19 protein-coding genes and 1 tRNA gene are annotated in these 17,344 nt (G+C 54.8%); 19 read left to right on the forward strand and 1 reads right to left on the reverse strand.

Features of this window, described 5'->3' with window-relative positions; all coding sequences use genetic code 11:
* Positions 1-401: 401 nt before the first annotated feature.
* The 10 genes from pyrH to rpmE all read left to right on the forward strand — a co-directional run bounded on the left by pyrH (position 402) and on the right by rpmE (position 10,035).
* The gene (gene pyrH / locus ABJ205_RS06080) at positions 402-1,121 is read left to right on the forward strand and encodes a UMP kinase (protein ID WP_348156342.1); all 720 of its coding nucleotides are present in this window, start codon (positions 402-404) and stop codon (positions 1,119-1,121) included.
* An 11-nt stretch (positions 1,122-1,132) separates the two neighbouring features.
* Entirely contained in the window at positions 1,133-1,690 is a 558-nt protein-coding gene (frr, locus tag ABJ205_RS06085) for a ribosome recycling factor (protein ID WP_348156339.1), read from the forward strand.
* Between the two features lie 83 nt (positions 1,691-1,773).
* Entirely contained in the window at positions 1,774-2,415 is a 642-nt protein-coding gene (uppS, locus tag ABJ205_RS06090; RefSeq protein WP_348156496.1) for a polyprenyl diphosphate synthase, read from the forward strand.
* The gene (locus ABJ205_RS06095; RefSeq protein ID WP_348156337.1) at positions 2,402-3,172 is read left to right on the forward strand and encodes a phosphatidate cytidylyltransferase; all 771 of its coding nucleotides are present in this window, start codon (positions 2,402-2,404) and stop codon (positions 3,170-3,172) included. The genes uppS and ABJ205_RS06095 overlap by 14 nt, the downstream gene beginning before the upstream one ends.
* Positions 3,172-4,335, forward strand: coding sequence for a 1-deoxy-D-xylulose-5-phosphate reductoisomerase (gene dxr, locus ABJ205_RS06100; RefSeq protein ID WP_348156334.1), 1,164 nt, complete (start codon positions 3,172-3,174; stop codon positions 4,333-4,335). The genes ABJ205_RS06095 and dxr overlap by 1 nt, the downstream gene beginning before the upstream one ends.
* Positions 4,328-5,461 (forward strand): RIP metalloprotease RseP, encoded by a 1,134-nt coding sequence (rseP, locus tag ABJ205_RS06105; protein WP_348156332.1) that lies wholly within the window; start codon positions 4,328-4,330, stop codon positions 5,459-5,461. Before dxr ends, rseP begins: the two co-directional genes overlap by 8 nt.
* 339 nt (positions 5,462-5,800) lie before the next feature.
* Positions 5,801-8,488, forward strand: coding sequence for an outer membrane protein assembly factor BamA (gene bamA, locus ABJ205_RS06110; RefSeq protein WP_348156494.1), 2,688 nt, complete (start codon positions 5,801-5,803; stop codon positions 8,486-8,488).
* Complete coding sequence (locus ABJ205_RS06115) at positions 8,488-9,183, forward strand: OmpH family outer membrane protein (RefSeq protein ID WP_348156329.1); 696 nt, start codon at positions 8,488-8,490, stop codon at positions 9,181-9,183. Before bamA ends, ABJ205_RS06115 begins: the two co-directional genes overlap by 1 nt.
* Positions 9,184-9,222: 39 nt before the next feature.
* Positions 9,223-9,702 carry a 3-hydroxyacyl-ACP dehydratase FabZ gene (gene fabZ, locus ABJ205_RS06120; protein WP_348156326.1) on the forward strand — a complete coding sequence of 160 codons (480 nt, stop codon included), beginning with the start codon at positions 9,223-9,225 and terminating at the stop codon, positions 9,700-9,702.
* A gap of 108 nt (positions 9,703-9,810) precedes the next feature.
* Entirely contained in the window at positions 9,811-10,035 is a 225-nt protein-coding gene (rpmE, locus tag ABJ205_RS06125; RefSeq protein WP_348156323.1) for a 50S ribosomal protein L31, read from the forward strand.
* Positions 10,036-10,103: 68 nt separating this feature from the next.
* Here the strand turns inward: rpmE and ABJ205_RS06130 are convergent, their stop codons facing one another.
* Entirely contained in the window at positions 10,104-10,739 is a 636-nt protein-coding gene (locus tag ABJ205_RS06130; protein ID WP_348156320.1) for a 2OG-Fe(II) oxygenase, read from the reverse strand.
* A gap of 244 nt (positions 10,740-10,983) precedes the next feature.
* Between ABJ205_RS06130 and ABJ205_RS06135 the strand changes: the two genes are divergently transcribed.
* From ABJ205_RS06135 to ABJ205_RS06175, 9 genes are all read left to right on the forward strand, one after another.
* Positions 10,984-11,060: transfer RNA gene (locus ABJ205_RS06135), tRNA-His, on the forward strand.
* A gap of 84 nt (positions 11,061-11,144) precedes the next feature.
* A complete protein-coding gene (locus tag ABJ205_RS06140; protein ID WP_348156317.1) occupies positions 11,145-12,179 on the forward strand; it encodes a Glu/Leu/Phe/Val dehydrogenase dimerization domain-containing protein in 1,035 nt (344 codons plus the stop codon).
* Between the two features lie 87 nt (positions 12,180-12,266).
* Positions 12,267-13,040, forward strand: coding sequence for a heme ABC transporter permease CcmC (gene ccmC, locus ABJ205_RS06145; protein ID WP_348156314.1), 774 nt, complete (start codon positions 12,267-12,269; stop codon positions 13,038-13,040).
* Positions 13,040-13,180 (forward strand): heme exporter protein CcmD, encoded by a 141-nt coding sequence (gene ccmD / locus ABJ205_RS06150; RefSeq protein WP_348156311.1) that lies wholly within the window; start codon positions 13,040-13,042, stop codon positions 13,178-13,180. Before ccmC ends, ccmD begins: the two co-directional genes overlap by 1 nt.
* A complete protein-coding gene (ccmE, locus tag ABJ205_RS06155) occupies positions 13,177-13,638 on the forward strand; it encodes a cytochrome c maturation protein CcmE (RefSeq protein WP_348156308.1) in 462 nt (153 codons plus the stop codon). The genes ccmD and ccmE overlap by 4 nt, the downstream gene beginning before the upstream one ends.
* 6 nt (positions 13,639-13,644) lie before the next feature.
* A complete protein-coding gene (locus ABJ205_RS06160; RefSeq protein WP_348156305.1) occupies positions 13,645-15,654 on the forward strand; it encodes a heme lyase CcmF/NrfE family subunit in 2,010 nt (669 codons plus the stop codon).
* A complete protein-coding gene (locus ABJ205_RS06165) occupies positions 15,654-16,178 on the forward strand; it encodes a DsbE family thiol:disulfide interchange protein (RefSeq protein ID WP_348156302.1) in 525 nt (174 codons plus the stop codon). The genes ABJ205_RS06160 and ABJ205_RS06165 overlap by 1 nt, the downstream gene beginning before the upstream one ends.
* On the forward strand, positions 16,178-16,600 hold the full coding sequence (locus ABJ205_RS06170) for a cytochrome c-type biogenesis protein (protein ID WP_348156492.1): 423 nt from the start codon (positions 16,178-16,180) through the stop codon (positions 16,598-16,600). The genes ABJ205_RS06165 and ABJ205_RS06170 overlap by 1 nt, the downstream gene beginning before the upstream one ends.
* Positions 16,597-17,241 carry a cytochrome c biogenesis factor gene (locus ABJ205_RS06175; protein ID WP_348156300.1) on the forward strand — a complete coding sequence of 215 codons (645 nt, stop codon included), beginning with the start codon at positions 16,597-16,599 and terminating at the stop codon, positions 17,239-17,241. Before ABJ205_RS06170 ends, ABJ205_RS06175 begins: the two co-directional genes overlap by 4 nt.
* The last annotated feature ends 103 nt before the right edge of the window (positions 17,242-17,344 follow it).

Consider the following 17,344-nt stretch of genomic DNA (forward strand, 5'->3'; position numbering starts at 1 on the left):
GGCCATGAAGGTACATAAATATGCACCTTACTGTTTTCCCCTAGATTTTGGCAGTCGGCCATAGTCAAAAGTGTGTGCATTTGTTGCCGTAAATTTTCTTAATCACGCTTGAGTAGCTGGTTTTTCGATTAACGCTTTGTTTTCCGAAGTTCGGCAGCAGACGGCTATTTGTGCACGTCCTGACCTGCCAAGTATGTCCGATGTCAAAATTCACACTTGGGTGGACAGAATCTGCATTCATCATCTGAGCAACATGAGCCGGAAAAGGCGCAGCTTTGTCCAAGCAGCGGATTCGCTGTATCATTTGTCCGGCTCTCGACATCATGCCCCTTGGCATTATGCTGCCCTGCCGATAAGGCCGCGTGCAGCTATAAACACGCCACAAGAGAGCACCGCTGCCTATGACCCTTCCTCCCATCAAACGCGTTCTCCTTAAGCTTTCAGGCGAAGTGCTGATGGGGAATCAGGAATATGGCATTGATCCGGAATATGTCGCGCGCCTTGCCGAAGAGGTGAAGGCGGCGAAGGATAGCGGCATTCAAGTGTGCCTCGTGATTGGCGGGGGCAATATCTTCCGGGGTATCTCGGCGGCGGCCAAAGGGCTCGACCGGACCACGGGCGATTATATGGGCATGCTGGCAACCGTCATGAACGCGCTCGCAATGCAAAATGCGCTGGAGCAGCTGGGTGTTCAAACCCGCGTTCAATCCGCAATCCCCATGGCCAGCGTGTGCGAAGCTTACATCCGCCGCCGTGCTGAACGTCACCTTGAGAAGGGGCGGATCGTGATATTTGCAGCGGGCACGGGCAACCCGTTCTTTACGACCGATACAGGCGCGGCGCTTAGGGCTGCTGAGATGAACTGCGATGCGCTGCTGAAAGGCACAAGCGTTGACGGGGTCTATGACAGCGATCCCAAGCATAACCCTGATGCGACGCGCTTTGACACCATCACTTATGACCAAGTACTGGCTGACAATCTTAAGGTTATGGATGCAACCGCCGTTGCCCTTTGCCGTGAGAACGCCATTCCGCTAGTGGTCTTTTCAATCCGCGAAAAAGGCAATGTCGCAAAGGTGCTCTCAGGCGAGGGCGTCCAGACAATTGTCCAAAAAGACTGAAGAGTACAATCATGCCAACATATGATAAGTCCGATATCGATCGCCGCATGAACGGCGCCGTTGAATCACTCAAAGGCGACCTTTCGGGTCTTCGCACAGGGCGCGCTAACACCGCTTTGCTCGATCCGGTGGTTGCTGAAGTGTACGGCGCGATGATGCCATTAAGCCAAGTTGCAACCGTCTCTGCGCCGGAGCCGCGTATGCTTGCCGTGCAGGTGTGGGACAAAAGCAATGTGAGCGCGGTTGAGAAAGGGATTTCTAAGGCAAATCTTGGCCTTAACCCCATGACCGATGGCCAAACGATCCGTTTGCCAATGCCCGATCTTACCGAAGATCGCCGTAAAGATCTGGCGAAACTCGCCGGGGAATATGGCGAAAAGGCCAAGATCGCGGCTCGCAATGTTCGCCGTGATGGGATGGAATGCCTCAAGGCTGATGAAAAAGCGAAGGACATCTCGGAAGATGAGCGCAAGCGTTTGGAAGATGAGGTTCAAAAGCTTACCGATAAATATGTCGCAGATATCGATGCGGCGATTGAGAAGAAGGTTCAAGAAATCCTGACCCAGTAAGAACGTTACGGGCTGAGGTTGGAACTGAGGGGTAGGGCTTGAGCAAGAGCTCAGACACAGGTGCCAAGCACGTTGCTATCATTATGGATGGCAATGGTCGCTGGGCGAAGAAACGGGCTATGCCGCGCGCGCTTGGTCATCAACGCGGGGTTGAGGCGGTGCGCCGTCTTGTGCGCGCTTTGAAGCCGATGAACCTCGACTGCCTGACGCTTTACGCTTTTAGTTCCGAAAACTGGAAGCGGTCTGAAGGTGAGGTGGATGACCTCATGAACCTCATGCGCAAATTCATCAAATCGGACCTTGCAGAATTTGTAGCGAACGATGTGAAGCTGAAGATTATCGGCGATTGGCACGGGCTAGCTCCTGATATCGTTGAAATGCTCGAAGAAGCATTGGAGCAGACCGCGAACGGCAAACAAACCCTGGCGGTGGCGTTAAACTATGGATCACAGAATGAAATAGCGCGCGCTGCGGCACTTGCTGCGAGTGCAGGCGAGGTGACGCCAGAGCGCATAGCAGCGAACCTTGATACCGCCGATTTGCCGCCGCTTGACCTGCTCATCCGTACAAGTGGCGAAATTCGCCTGTCCAATTTCCTTCTATGGCAGTCCGCCTATGCCGAAATGCTGTTTGTCGACACGCTTTGGCCGGATTTTAAGCCTGAGCATCTAGCTGAGGCCCTAGGAGATTTTGCGCAAAGGGAGAGGCGCTATGGGGGACGCTAAAGACAAAAATGTAAGCGGGCCTAAGGGCACTTCGGATTTGCCGGTTCGCTTCGTATCTGCAGTTGCGATGATTGCTGTTTCGGTCATCGCACTTTGGCTGGGCGGTTGGTTCTGGATTGGTTTCGTGATCCTGCTTGCTGGGCTTGTGCTGTGGGAATGGAACCTTCTCGCGCGCGGCTTTGGCATTTCTGCGGTTGGTGAAGTTGCTTGGCAATTTCTCGGTGCGATTTATGTGGGCGGTGCGGCCCTTGCGATGATTGCAGTGCGCAACGGCTGGGGGTTCTTGGTCGGAGAAGGAGCAACGCTTGGCTATGATATGTGGTCGGTTCTCTTCGCATTTTTCGTCCCTATTATCGCTGTCGACGTTGGTGCATACTTCTCAGGCCGGTTGATCGGCGGCCCCAAGATCGCCCCTTCGATCAGCCCTTCAAAAACCTGGGCGGGGTTTGTCGGCGGAGCAGGTGCTGCCGCTCTTGTCGCTTTAGCGGTGGAAGCTGCGGATTTTGGACCTGCGGCCGCGATGCCGGGGTACTCTATCGGTAGCCTCGCGGGAGCTGTTAGCGCAGGCATTTTGATCGCGGTCATCGCGCAAGCTGGCGACTTCTTTGAAAGCTGGATGAAACGGCGCGCTGGTGTCAAAGATTCTAGTAATCTTATCCCTGGGCACGGCGGTGTGTTTGATCGGCTTGACGGTTTTATCGCGGTGTTCTTTGTCCTTTTCCTCTTTGCTTTCGTGCCCGCAATTGTAGGTTACTGATGAACCGCACAATCACCGTTTTGGGTGCGACCGGTTCCATCGGGGCGTCCACCCTCGATCTTATCCGGCGCAATCCGGCTCAATGGCAGGTCGATACGCTGACTGCTCATTCTAGCGCGAAGGAGCTCGCCAAATTGGCCCGCGAATTTGCGGTAGAACTTGCGGTCGTGGGTGATGAAAACGCTCTGCCCGCATTGAAGGAAGCGCTTGAAGGCAGCGGAATTGAGGTGGCTGGCGGACCACAGGCTCTTTGCGATGCGGCGCGGCGTCCTGTCGATATGACTGTTGCTGCGATTGTGGGATGTGCCGGCCTTGCGCCAACGATGGCCGCGGTTGAGCGCGGCGGTACGATTGCGCTTGCCAATAAAGAGGCGCTGGTATCGGCAGGTGAGGTGATGACCGGCGCGGTGGCAAAGCACGGCGCGACAATTCTCCCCACCGACAGTGAACATAACGCCATTTTTCAATGCCTTGCCGGCGGAAAAATTGAAGACGTTGCGCGCATCACTTTGACAGCAAGTGGCGGTCCTTTCCGCACCAGTGGCGCAGCAGCGATCAATGCGGCAACGCCAAAACAAGCGGTGGCACACCCCAATTGGTCAATGGGCGCAAAGATCAGTGTCGACAGCGCGACCATGATGAACAAGGGGCTTGAGTATATCGAGGCGCATCACTTGTTTCCTGTTGGTCTAGATCGTCTGCGCATCGTTGTGCATCCGCAAAGCGTCATTCATTCCATGGTCGAATACCGAGATCGCTCTACGTTGGCGCAGCTTGGACCATCAGATATGCGCGTGCCGATTGCTTCGTGCCTTGCCTATCCAAACCGCATGGAAACCCCGCTTGAACCGCTGGACCTTGCGAGCATTGGTGAGTTAACGTTCGAGGCGCCCAATGAAGAACTATTCCCCGCCACCCGCATTGCTCGCGAAGCGATAGAGGCAGGCGGGGCAGCTCCAGCGATCCTGAATGCTGCGAATGAAGTGGCTGTAGAGGCGTTTCTCGCTGGTCAGATTGGGTTCAGTCGCATTACGGCAGTAGCACAAGCGACGTTAGAGCGTTATGACGCCCCGTCACCGAGCAATCTTGAAGATGTGCTCGCAATAGATAGCGAAGCGCGGATACGCAGCGCTGAGGCTTTGGAGAGCGCACCCCTTGTTTGAATCGCCCCCTTTCTGGATGTACTTTATTGGCTTCTTGGCTTTGCTGGGTCCGCTGGTGACTGTGCATGAACTTGGCCACTATCTGGTGGGCCGCTGGTTTGGTGTGAAGGCAGAGGCCTTTTCCATTGGTTTTGGCTCAGAAATTGCCGGCTGGACCGATAAACAAGGCACGCGGTGGAAACTGTCTTGGTTGCCACTTGGCGGTTATGTTCAGTTCAAAGGCGATATGAACCCGGCGAGCATCCCAAATGCCGATGCACCCGTTAATGGCCATGCCAATGACGGCAGTTTCCAGAATGCACCGCTTTGGAAACGCGCTCTGATTGTCGCGGCAGGGCCGGTCACTAACCTTGTGGTCGCGATAGCAATCTTTGCCGCGTTTTTTACGATTTACGGCAACCCGACCATTGTAGGTGTAGAAGATTCGCGGACCGTGGGTGAGTTTGGCGAAGAATCGGTAGCCCGTGATGCCGGGATGCAGATCGGCGATACGATTGTCGAAATTGATGGGGAAGCCGTCGGCGATTTTGAAGAAATTCGCAACAACATCGTTCTTTATCCTGACAAGGATATGGTTTTTACCGTCGTTCGCGATGGTAATGAAGTCGATATTCCCCTCACTACTGCACGGATCGAGAATACGGACACGTTTGGCAATGTAAGCGTCCTTGGCCAAATTGGCGTTGGACCTGCTGGCGGTCGGTATGAGTTTGAAGAAGTTGGCCTTCTTAGCGCAGTGCCACTCGCAGCCCAGCGCTGTTGGGAGATTACCGGCATGATGGTGACCGGTATCAAACAGATATTCACCGGAGAGCGTTCGATCAAAGAGCTGGGTGGTCCGCTTAAGATCGCAAAATATTCTGGTGAGCAGATGAGCCTTGGCTTTCTCGCCTTTGTGAATTTTGCTGCCCTCATCTCGCTTAATTTGGCATTCATCAACTTCTTGCCAATCCCTGCACTCGATGGCGGGCATTTGGCCTTTTACGCCGCCGAAGCGATCCGCCGTAAACCGGTTGGTCCGCAGGCGACTGAATGGGCCTATCGTGGCGGCATCGCGTTTGTGCTTTTGTTCATGGTGGTTGTGACCTGGAATGACATCACGGGAATGCTGCCGTTTGGCAGCTAACTTGGCCTGCATAATCGGGCTTGCTTCGTGAGCGTGCTGAGTTAGAGGCACAGGTCATCGAAGAAAGGGGGCGGGCAATCGTGTATTGCCCGGTCATAGTGCGCTTAGCCTTCTTGACCGTTGCGACCTGCATCGGGCAGAGGCGAAAGCTGTTTAATAAGCGGTAAGGCCGGACGGCCAAACCACAAGCGTTTGGGGCAGGCGCATTGACTACGGATTGGACGGGATAGATCATCCATGAATCTTTGTGAGCAAGTAGGCGTTAGCTTTGCGTCTTCTAAAAATACTGGTGCCAAATCTGCAGTGAGCCGTTTTGGCCTTGCGCTTTCTGGTGCCACCATGTTGGCCGGAGTCCCCGTTGCTGCGTTTGCCCAAGACGGAGCAGCACCCGCCGCGCAGCCTACGCCGGCACCTAAACCTGCAGCCGCAACCGCACCTACACCATCGGTGGACACAATCCGCTCGATCAATGTGGTGGGTGCGGAGCGCCTCGAGCCGACGACTATCCTTTCCTACATCCGCCTTCGGGTGGGTCAGGAATACACATCTGCTGGTGCGGATGAGGCGTTGAAGGATTTGGGCGCAACCGAGCTTTTTTCCAATTTCTCGATCCGCAATGAAAACGGCAATGTCGTCATCAATGTGACAGAAAATCCGGTGATCAACCGGATTGTTCTTGAAGGCAATGAGCGGATCAAGAACGACAAGATCCTGCCAGAAATTCGCCTTTCGCCGCGCCAGATATTTACCCGCTCCAAAGTCCGCGCCGACGTTGCGCGTATTATCGAGCTGTATAAACGACAGGGTCGGTTTGCCGCGACTGTGGAGCCGCAGCAGGTTTCTCTCCCACAGAACCGTGTCGATATCGTCTTTGAGATCACTGAAGGGCCGAAATCTAAAGTCCGTCAGATCAACATTATCGGGAATGAGGTTTTCTCAGACGGGGAACTGCGCAGCGAGATGGTGACGAAACAGTCGCGTATCTTCCGCTTTTTCAGCTCCAATACCAGCTATGATCCTGACCGTCTGGCCTTTGACCAGCAAAAGCTGCGTCAGTTTTATCTGACCGAAGGCTATGCCGATTTCCGCGTCGTCTCTGCGGTGGCTGAGCTTACACCTGACCAGCAAGACTTTATCATCACCTACGTGGTGGAAGAGGGCGAGCGTTATAACTTCGGCGACGTAGAGGTGGACAGCCAGCTGCGGGACTTTGATGGCGATGCGTTGGCATCGGGTCTGAGCATTCAGACAGGCGATTTTTACGATGCAAAGACCGTCGAAGACACGGTCGAATCGCTCACAGAGCTGGCTGGTCGGTTCGGTTACGCGTTTGCTGATGTGCAGCCGCGTTTTAATCGTAATCCCGAAGACCTGACGATGGATATCACCTTTATCCTGCGACAGGCACCTCGTGTTTATGTTGAACGTGTGGATGTGAACGGCAACACGCTTAGCCAAGATAAGGTTGTTCGCCGCGAGTTCCGTATTTCAGAAGGCGACGCGTTCAACTCTCTGGGTGTCCAACGGACGACCGCAAGGATCAACTCGCTGGGTTACTTCCAAGAGAATTTCGAAGTGAGTCAAGTAGAAGGCTCTGCGCCAGACCGGATCGTGCTTGAAGCCAATGTTGAAGAACAACCAACCGGCGAGCTCCAATTCTCCGCTGGTTTCTCTTCGATTGAGCGGTTCATTCTGTCTGGCTCCATCCGCCAACGTAACTTCCGTGGCCGCGGTCAAACCGTTGGTCTTTCGCTGAACTTCTCACAGTTTTCGCGTTCGGCGCAGGTGAGCTTTACTGAACCTTACCTGTTTGACCGGAATATTTCGGCAGGCGCGGATATCTATCGCCGCGACTTCAACAGCTTCAACACCTTTGATGGCGACCGTAACAATACCTTCGAACAATCCACCACCGGTGGCGCTATACGTGCCGGTGTGCCGCTTACAGAATTCATGTCGTTGATTGGCAGCTATACGCTGAACTATGACGAAGTGGCCTTGGATGAGAGTCTGTTCTTCACTGACTCTAACAACGACAATATTCGCGGCAATAGTCCAGAAGATATTTGTGATTCGGAAGTGGCAGGTCGCTTTCTTTGCGATCAGCTCGGCAATCGCCTGAGCTCGATTTTAGGTCTCAGCCTCAATTACAACACACTGAACTCAGGCTTCCGTCCGACCGCTGGGCGCCAAGTGTCGCTGAGCACTGAATTTGCGGGGCTTGGCGGCGATGTTCGCTACCTTCGTTTCCGAGGGAAGGGGACGCAGTTCTGGAACGCCTTCAATTCAGGTTTCATCTTCTCAGCCTCGCTTGAAGGCGGCGCTGTGATACCTTTACGCGAACGTACTGGTGAAGGGATTGATGATGTCTTTCTCACCGACAGGTTCTTCCTTGGTGAGCCCCAGTTCCGCGGGTTCGATATTCGCGGAGTTGGTCCGCGCGTCTTAAGGCAGGCGCCGCTTACAGATCCACAGAACGCACGCCTCGCTTTGTTGGATGACGACGGCAATGTCTTGTTCAACCAAGACCGTGACCTTCAACGTGACGATGCGTTGGGCGGCCGGTACTATTATCTGGGCCGTGCAGAGCTGGAAATTCCGCTGGGCACGGGTGCGCGTGAACTTGGCTTTCGCCCATCAATCTGGTTAGATGTGGGCGCGCTTTGGGGACTTGAGACACCGGCGTTGGTCGAAACTGCCTTCTTTGAAGAGTTGGTAGAAACCCCACGGGTTGACGGCAATGGTGACGCGGTGCTTGATGCGAATGGCAACCAAATCATCGACGTCGGGTTCTTTACAACTGAAAACCCCATCGCCGCCGACGGCGTGACCCCGAATGCTATCAGTAGCTCCAATTTCAGCGAGATTTTCGTTGGCGATTCGCCCAGCCCTCGCATCACAGCAGGGATCGGTGTGAACTGGAATTCACCCTTCGGTCCTTTCCGCATCGATTTCTCCCAAACGATCCGCAAGGTCGAAGGGGATGACGAAAAGACACTCACGTTTAACGTAGGAACACAATTCTAATGACCCGTTTTACAAAAACTCTACGTGCAGCAGGCCTTGCCGCTTGCGCCGTTTTCGCTGCTGCTGCGCCAGCAAACGCTCAGGTCGAAGGCCGCGTTGCAACTGCTGACGTTGCTTCATCAATTCTTGGCACGACTGCTTTCCAAACAGCTTCAAGCCAGATCAACACGACTTATTCTGCGCAAATCCAACAGTTGCAGACCAAGCAACAGGAATTGTCTCAGCTCATCCTTCCGTTTGACACGGACAACAACGGCCAGCTCGACGAGGCCGAACAGAATGCAATGCAGAGCGCTCCGAGTTTCTCGCAAATTCAATCGGTTCAAGGCGAAATCGCTGGACTCACTAGCCAGGTGAACGGTGCGACGATTTTTGCCGTCGAACAAATCCTTGTTCGTTATTCCGAAGCTTTGAGTGAAGTCGTTCAGCAGCAGCAAATTGTGATGCTGATTGCACCTGAGACGGTTCAATTTGTTGCAGAGGGTGGCGACATCAGCCCGCTGGTGTCAGCTTCTTTGAACGCTAAGATCCCAACTGTGCAAATCGTACCGCCAGCTGATTGGCGCCCATCTCGTCAAGGTGCGCAGGTTACGCAAACCATCCAACAAATGTTGGTTGCGATTCGCCAGCAGGCCGCTCAACAGCAAGCGCAGCAACAAGCCCAACAACCAGCTGCTGCGCCATCGGGCCGCTAAAAGCAGTACGCCAAGCAGCAACCGAATCAGGGGTAGGACATGAGTGAAGAGCAAACTTCGGCTCTGCCGATAACTGACTATGACATTCACAAAATCCTGAAAGCTCTACCGCATCGCTATCCGCTTTTGCTGGTGGATCGGGTGCGCGAAATTCATCTGAATGAGCGCATCCACGCGGTGAAGGCCGTGAGCATGAATGAGGAGTTTTTCCAGGGACATTTTCCTGGGGCTCCCATTATGCCGGGTGTCTTGCAGATAGAGGCGCTCGCTCAAGCGGCTGCGATCCTAGGGATTGAGACGCTTGGCCTTGCGGGGACGGGTAAGTTGGTGATTTTCATGGGCATTGACGGAGCAAAGTTCCGCGCGCCTGTGACACCGGGTTGTTTGCTCGATCTTGAAGTGGAGTTTCTTCAGCAACGCCGGACGATCTACAAGTTCAAAGGCAAGGCCAGTGTTGAGGGCAAGACCACGTGTGAATGCGAATTCACCGCGATGATTGCTGACCCTCCGAAGGATTGATTGCGCGAGACCGCTTGCAATTTTCAGGGGCGGCGTTATGTGCGCCGCTTCTCCCAGTTTTATAGCACCGCCGGTCGGTACCGGCGAACGCTCACAAGGATAAAGACGATGAAAGCCGAAGGGCACCCACAATATCACATGATCACGGTCAAAATGACCGATGGTACTGAATTCCAAACCCGCTCAACTTGGGGCAAAGAAGGCGACACACTCGCACTCGACATTGACCCAACAAGCCACCCTGCATGGACCGGCGGCAACCGCCAGATCCAAGAAGGCGGCCGCGTGGCAGCGTTCAACAAGCGCTTTGGTGGCCTTACGCTTAAGAAATAGCGTGCTTACATCGTGACATTCAAGAAGGGCGGCCTGTGTAAGGCTGCCCTTTTTCTTTGCCATATCCATCACCACGGCCATTCCCTTTCCCGGTACCATTTGGTGATGACGTATTTCATGCCTTTGCGCACCTTCATCCCGTGGTGCAGCGTATTGGGGTTTAGCTCGCCATCAGGGCGCTTGTTGTTCCAGCATAGGAGTTTACCCACTTCGGGTTGAATGGTTTTACCGACGACTTTGAAACGCGTTGCGCCGCCTGCCTCGACTTCATTGAGGTAAATCATAAAGGTCCATGTGCGCTGGCCGGAATCGCTACAGAATTTCTCGAAGTCCGCTGTGCCCGGGGTGAAATAGTCAGTGTGCGCTTTGAATTCTTGTCCCACGTCATATCGCTGCCCCTGAACCGGCTCGCCCAATGCGGGGTTGATACCGTTTAGGTCATGCAGCAGCGCATCGAGCTTTTGGACAACCGGGTCTTTGCGCGCGAGGTCGCAAGTTTCGCTGGTGCGGAAGTAATCGTCACCATTGGGGTCCGCGATGGTGCTGGGCCGCCGATTTCGGTCGATCATCTCAATCAATTGTGTGCAATGTTCTGCGGTAAGGAAATTCTTGACCTGAAACAGTTCGACCTTTGGGTGGGGCACGCGTTGGACGGCGCCTCGGCACGCAATGTTAATTGCAACAGAATCAGTGGTCACATCCATGATTTTGCGACTTTAAGTGCGTGCAGCTCCTAGGCAAGACTGCATAGAGCTCAAACAGCCGCGTAACATTATTGCGCAAAGTGCGATTGATGGCAGTTTTCGCTTCCAATGCTGCCAACATTGTGCAATTGGCTCGCGCCCGCCCAAAGCGGTCTTGACCTTGGCGGTTCTTCGAGCAATGGCGCGCATCGCAGCGCGACTTGGCAAAGGACCAAACGGTCAACCAAAAGGAGCGGAGCATGTGGCGATCGTAGCTCAGTTGGTTAGAGCGCCGGTTTGTGGTACCGGAGGTCGGGGGTTCGAGACCCCTCGATCGCCCCATTTTCCTCCTTTGGACTGTCCCTTCTTTGGGCTTGGCTAAGCAGCGCGCCGACACTGTGTCGATCATGCACGGGGCCTTGAATTATGACTGCTTTTTGGACCGAATCCGATTTTGATGACCATGAATTCGTGCACGTTGTGCGCGACCATGCATCGGGTCTTACAGCGATTATTGCGGTCCACTCCACCCATTTGGGACCGGGCGCTGGCGGTACGCGTTTTTGGCATTATCCCAACCCCAAGGATGGTCTTCGTGATGCTCTGCGTTTGTCACGCGGGATGAGTTATAAGAATGCGATGGCGGGCCTTCCTGCTGGTGGTGGTAAGGCGGTGCTTCTGGCTGATGACGCGCATACCAAGACAGCTGAAATGCTCGCGGCTTTTGCTCGCGCGGTTGAAGGGCTCAATGGCCGTTATATCACTGCGCAGGACGTGGGTATGTCGCAAGACGATATGGTTGCGCTGAAATCACACACAGATCATGTCGCGGGGCTTCCAGGGCAGGGCGGTGATCCGGGGCCTTACACTGCGCGAGGCGTGTTTTTGGGAGTGAAAGCTGCAGCTGAACGTGCCCTTGGCGTGGCTGATATGCGCGGCGTGCGGGTTGCAGTTCAAGGGCTGGGCAGCGTTGGCGGCGGCTTGGCACATTATTTGGCGAAAGAAGGTGCAGAGCTTATTCTGGCCGACATCAACCAAGACCGCGCGACTGCGATGGCTGAAAAGCTAGGAGGCATTGCCGTTTCAACCGATGCAATTTTGAGCGCAGAGGCCGACATCGTTAGCCCCAATGCATTGGGAGCCATCATAACCGAACAATCGATCGACGCGCTGAAAGCCAAAGTGATCGCAGGCGGTGCCAACAACCAACTTGCAACCGGCAGTGAAGGCAAGATGTTGCAAGAGCGCGGCATCCTATACGCGCCCGATTATGTCATCAATGCCGGCGGCATCATCAACGTGCTGCGTCATATCGATGATGCGGATGACGCGGAAATCAACGCAAGGATCGACCGCATTCCTGTGCGCCTAACGCAGGTTTGGGATAAAAGCCTTGCGACTGGCCAATCGCCCGATGTGATTGCTGACGGTATGGCTCAGGAACTTATTGGCCGCGCATAACCAAAAGTCACAAAAACTAATACGTGCATTGCACTCTTGCGAGGACTGCTGAGAGCAGTATGACGGGCGCTAAGAGGTGTATGTCCGTTGCATATTTACGCAAATCCAAAACGATTTTTGTCATTGGCAAGCTGGATGATGCCGCTCTTTTTTTGGAGCGGGTTTGCAATGGTCGCCGGGTCAATCGCATGGGGACTTTTGGTTGTACAGCCTGATCGCCTGATGGGTGAAACTGTACGCATTCTCTTTGTTCACGTGCCTTCCGCTTGGCTTGGCATGGGAGGGTGGACCGGAATAGCGATTTCATCAGCTGCATTGTTGATTTGGAAGCATCCGCTTGCTGGCCTGTCGGCGCGGGCGATTGCGGTCCCCGGCATGGTTTTTACCGCGGTTTGTCTGGCCACCGGTTCTATATGGGGCCGCCCGACTTGGGGCACATGGTGGGAATGGGATGGCCGATTGACCAGCATGTTGGTGCTGCTGTTCCTCTACGGCGGTTACATTGCGCTTGCACAAGCCACAGCGCGCGAGGGTGGCTCACCCAAGATCCCCGCAATCCTTGGCATTATAGGGGCGATTATCGTGCCCATTATCAACCGCTCGGTCGTTTGGTGGAACTCACTCCATCAACCGCCAAGCCTTACCGCCGGCAAAAGCTCGATTGATCCCGAGTATCTTTGGCCACTGCTAATTTCCACCTTGGGCTTTTCGCTTCTGTTCGGAGCCATCGTTCTGATGCGTATGCGCGCTTTGATAGCAGAGCAGCAAGTCGAAGCGCGTCTTCGCAGGAGGGCTCTCGACGATGATATATCTCAGGACAATGTGACAGGTGTCACACCCTCTTCGATGGAGACCGCGTAATGCGTGAGGCACTAGATCATTGGCCCTTTGTTGTAGGGGCTTATGCAGTTGCAGGCGCCGCGTTGGGGTTCCTGATCGCGTGGAGCTATCAAACCATGCGCAAAGCGGAAAAGCGCCGCGAGGAGATGAAGCGCAAATGAAGGCGAAGCATCAACGTATGACCTTGGTCATTCTTGCGCTGATTGCGATCGTCGCAGCGGGCTTGATCGCGGCTTGGGCTCTGCGGGCCCAAGCGAACTATTTCTACCTCCCTGAACAAATGGCCGCAGAGCCGCCAGCGGTCGGCCAAGCGGTGCGTTTGGGCGGTATGGTGGCAGCAGAATCTATCAAAACTGCTGAGGATGGCATCACCGTCAATTTTCTTGTCACTGGCAATACCGATGACATGATCCCCGTAACTTACAGCGGAATTTTGCCCGATCTGTTTGTCGAAGGCTCTGGCGTTGTTGCCGAAGGGTCTCTCCAGGCCGATGGCACTTTCCTCGCGACCAACCTTCTGGCCAAGCATGATGAAAATTATGTGCCACGTGAGCTCGAAGGGTTGGAAGGTCACAAAAATGGCGAGAATTACGCTGATACCGTGGCGGGGTTGAAATAAGGTCTCATGATCGCTGAACTCGGACACGCTGCCCTTTGGCTCGCCACCGCGCTTGCGGTTTTGCAAATGGTGGGCGGGGCGCTTGGCCTAAGAGATAAGAGCCTGCGTTCTGGGAACGATTCCATTGTGGCTTTGGCGAGGCCTGCAGCGGTGGTGCAGGCGTTCCTCGCGGTGCTGTCTTTCCTTCTGCTGCTATACGCATTCGCGATCACCGATTTGTCGATCAAGCTGGTCGCGACAAATTCTCACTCGATGAAGCCGTTTATCTACAAGCTAACGGGCACTTGGGGAAACCATGAGGGCTCGATGCTCTTGTGGGTGGCGGTTCTGGCGTTGTCGGGCGGATTGCTTGCAGGCCTTGAGCGGCGCCTTCCTGAAAAGACGATGTCCGCGACTTTGAGTGTGCAGGGCTTTGTGGCGCTTGGCTTTTACAGCTTCCTTTTGATCTCTTCGAACCCTTTTGAGCGCCTTCCTCTTCCGGCACCAGAAGGGTCCGGCCTGAATCCGCTGCTTCAAGACATCGGCCTCGCGATCCACCCGCCTACGCTTTACATTGGCTATGTAGGGCTGTCGGTCGCTTTCAGCCTGTGTATGGGCGCGCTAATCACGAAACAGGTCACGCCTGATTTTGCCAAGGTTTTGCGTCCTTGGGTGTTGGCGGCATGGGTATTTCTGACATTTGGGATCACCGCTGGCTCATACTGGGCATATTATGAACTTGGCTGGGGCGGATGGTGGTTCTGGGATCCGGTTGAGAATGCCTCGTTAATGCCATGGCTTGCGGCGACCGCTTTGCTCCACTCCGTTAGTGTTTTGGCCGCGCGCGATGCATTGCGAACGTGGACCATAATGCTGGGCGTGCTCGCTTTCTCGATGTCGATGCTGGGCACATTCCTCGTACGTTCGGGCGTTATCACCAGTGTCCATGCCTTTGCGGTCGATCCAGAGCGCGGGAGCTTCATCTTGGCGTTGCTGGGGCTTTATATCGGCGGAGCGCTTGTGATCTTCGCAATGCGGGCCGGGTACATTGCAGAAGGCAAGCGGTTCTCCGCGACGAGCCGGGAGGGCGCATTGGTGTTCAATAACGTCATGCTTTCAGCAATCCTTGCGATTGTGCTGCTTGGCACGCTCTACCCAGTGTTTACGGAAGTATTTGATGTGCGCGTTTCAGTCGGGCCGCCCTATTTCAATCCAGCAGGTGCGATATTCGCAATCCCAATGTTTGTCGTGATGGCGGTTGGACCGTTACTTCGATGGAAAGAAGACAAGCCTGCGCGTATCCAATTTGAGATGTTGCTACTTGCAGCGATCGCGGTTGCGGTCATCGCATTGGTCACTTTCATCGGAAGCTATAACATTCTCCCACTACTGGGTCTCGCATTTGCAATTGTTCTGGGTGTCGCATCGCTCCTGCCTTTGCGAAGGCGAAAACTATCGCGTGTTCCAACGGCCACATGGGGCATGGTGATGGCTCACTTTGGTGTCGCGGTGTCGCTCTTCGGCATGGCAAGCGAAAGCGCTTTCACCTCTGAAAAACTCGCGGCGGTTTCCACAGGGGGGCAAGAGCAATTGGCGGACTGGACAATTGAATTGGACAGCGTTGATCCCATCGCTGGGCCAAACTGGACCGCGGTTGAAGCGCGCATCATCGCAACACGCGGCGATGGTGAAAGTGTCCTTCTTACTCCGCAGGCGCGCAATTTCTGGGCCCCACCGCAGGCAACAAGCGAAAGCGCGCTTCTCACCACATGGGACGGACAACTTTACGCAGTGATCGGGGATCAAGCAGGAGTGGATGCCAATGGCAATCCGCGCTGGCAGCTGCGCATTTGGTGGAAGCCATTTGTGACTTTCATTTGGTACGGCGGGCTCCTGATTGCTTTTGGCGGTATCTTGTCGATTATTGGCCGTTTACGGGTCGACATCAAGCGGCGCAGCGCTGTCAAACGGGGTCAAGAACGCCGCGAAGATGCAAAAGCCCTAACGGGTGACACAGATCCGGAGCCAGCGGAATAATGCGCCCTCTTTACCTCATCCCGCTTGCTCTGTTTTTGTTCTTCGCAGGGGTCGCAGGCTATCAACTGACGCAGCCCAAGCAGACCGCGATCCCGTCGCAGATGATTGAGCAAGCCTTGCCTGCATTTCAGCTTCCGCCGGCGCTCGACGGCATGCCCGGGACATCGCGCACAGATTTTGTTGGTGGGAAGCCTAAGTTGCTCAATATCTGGGCCAGTTGGTGTGTTCCTTGTATCGCCGAAGCTCCACACCTTGAACGACTGAAAGAGCAAGGCGTTGAGATTATTGGTGTCGCTGTTCGTGACCGTCCTGAGGCTGTTTCGGCTTTCCTTAGCCGATATGGCAATCCTTATACCCGCATCGGCGCCGACGATATTTCCGAGCTGATGCTGGAAATCGGTGCATCGGGTGTTCCTGAAACCTATGTGATCGATGGCGAGGGCAATATCCGTTATCAGCACATTGGCGATATCCGCGCGGAACATGTCGATTTGCTCCTTGAAAAACTGGAGGAGGTTGGATGATGCGCCTGGCTGTTGCACTGCTTGTGCTTGTCGCTGCGCCGCTTGCTGCACAAAGCGGCATGCCGCCTGCCCCATATGCCTACACCCAGTTGGAGGACCCGGCGCTTGAGGCGGAGGCCACTGCGTTGATGTACACGCTGCGCTGCCTCAAATGCCAGTCACAGAGCATTGCGGACAGCGATGCGCCAATGGCTGGCGATATGCGTCACCAAGTCCGTTCGCGTCTCTTGGCGGGTGAAAGCCCCGATGAAATTCGGGATTGGCTGACACTACGTTATGGCGACTATGTGAGCTACGAACCTACCGTCAGTTCAACCACATGGCCGCTTTTTGCCATTCCGCTGCTTTTGTTGGCACTGGTGGGTTTTGTTCTTTTGCGCCGTTTGGGAAAGCGCGGCACGGATGAAGGGAAATCCGCATGATCGGCCAATGGCTTGCCATTTTGGCGCTCACTTTAGTCAGCTTTGCTGTTGCCGCCTTGTACCTGCGCATGCCCAAGCAAGGGTTTGCTGTGTTTGGGGCGGTCCTAATATTTGGATTAATCGGTTACACTTGGGCAGGTTCTCCCGGACAGGTTGGAAGCCCAAAGCAGCCGCAAACCAAGGTTGAGCAAGAATCGGGCGCGGCTATGGTCGAGGCGCGCCTTGCACTTTTCGATCCAACACGCGCCAAGCCTGATTATCTGACCTTGTCCGATGGATATGCGCGCCGTGGCAAGTTTGATGAGGCTGCTGGCCTTCTTCGCAAAGGTCTAGGTGACAATCCAAATCACCTCGAAGGTTGGCTTGCGCTTGGCATGTCTTTGACGGGCCATGCAGATGGCTTTGTCACGCCCGCTGCCAATTATGCTTATGGAAAGGCACGGGAAATTGACCCCACCAATCCGGGTCCTGATTTCTTCTTGGGCACGTCCTTGGTGCAAACGGGCCAGATTGTTGCGGGCCGAGAGGTGTGGGCTCGCCTGCTGGAAAACTCGCCTGATGACGCGCCGTGGAAAGCCGAGATTGAATCGCGCGTCGAACGGCTTGACCAGATGATCGCCAATGCGCCCATGCTCCAATAGGGGCTTGTCCCTAGGCCAGTGTTGCAGGGGCGCACCCTCGGTGGTAGAGCGCGCGACCTTGAACGGGCTCAGCGGTGTCTGAGTCCCGGCAATCGGGCCGGAA

This window comes from Erythrobacter sp. (assembly GCF_039988855.1).
GTDB lineage: Bacteria > Pseudomonadota > Alphaproteobacteria > Sphingomonadales > Sphingomonadaceae > Erythrobacter.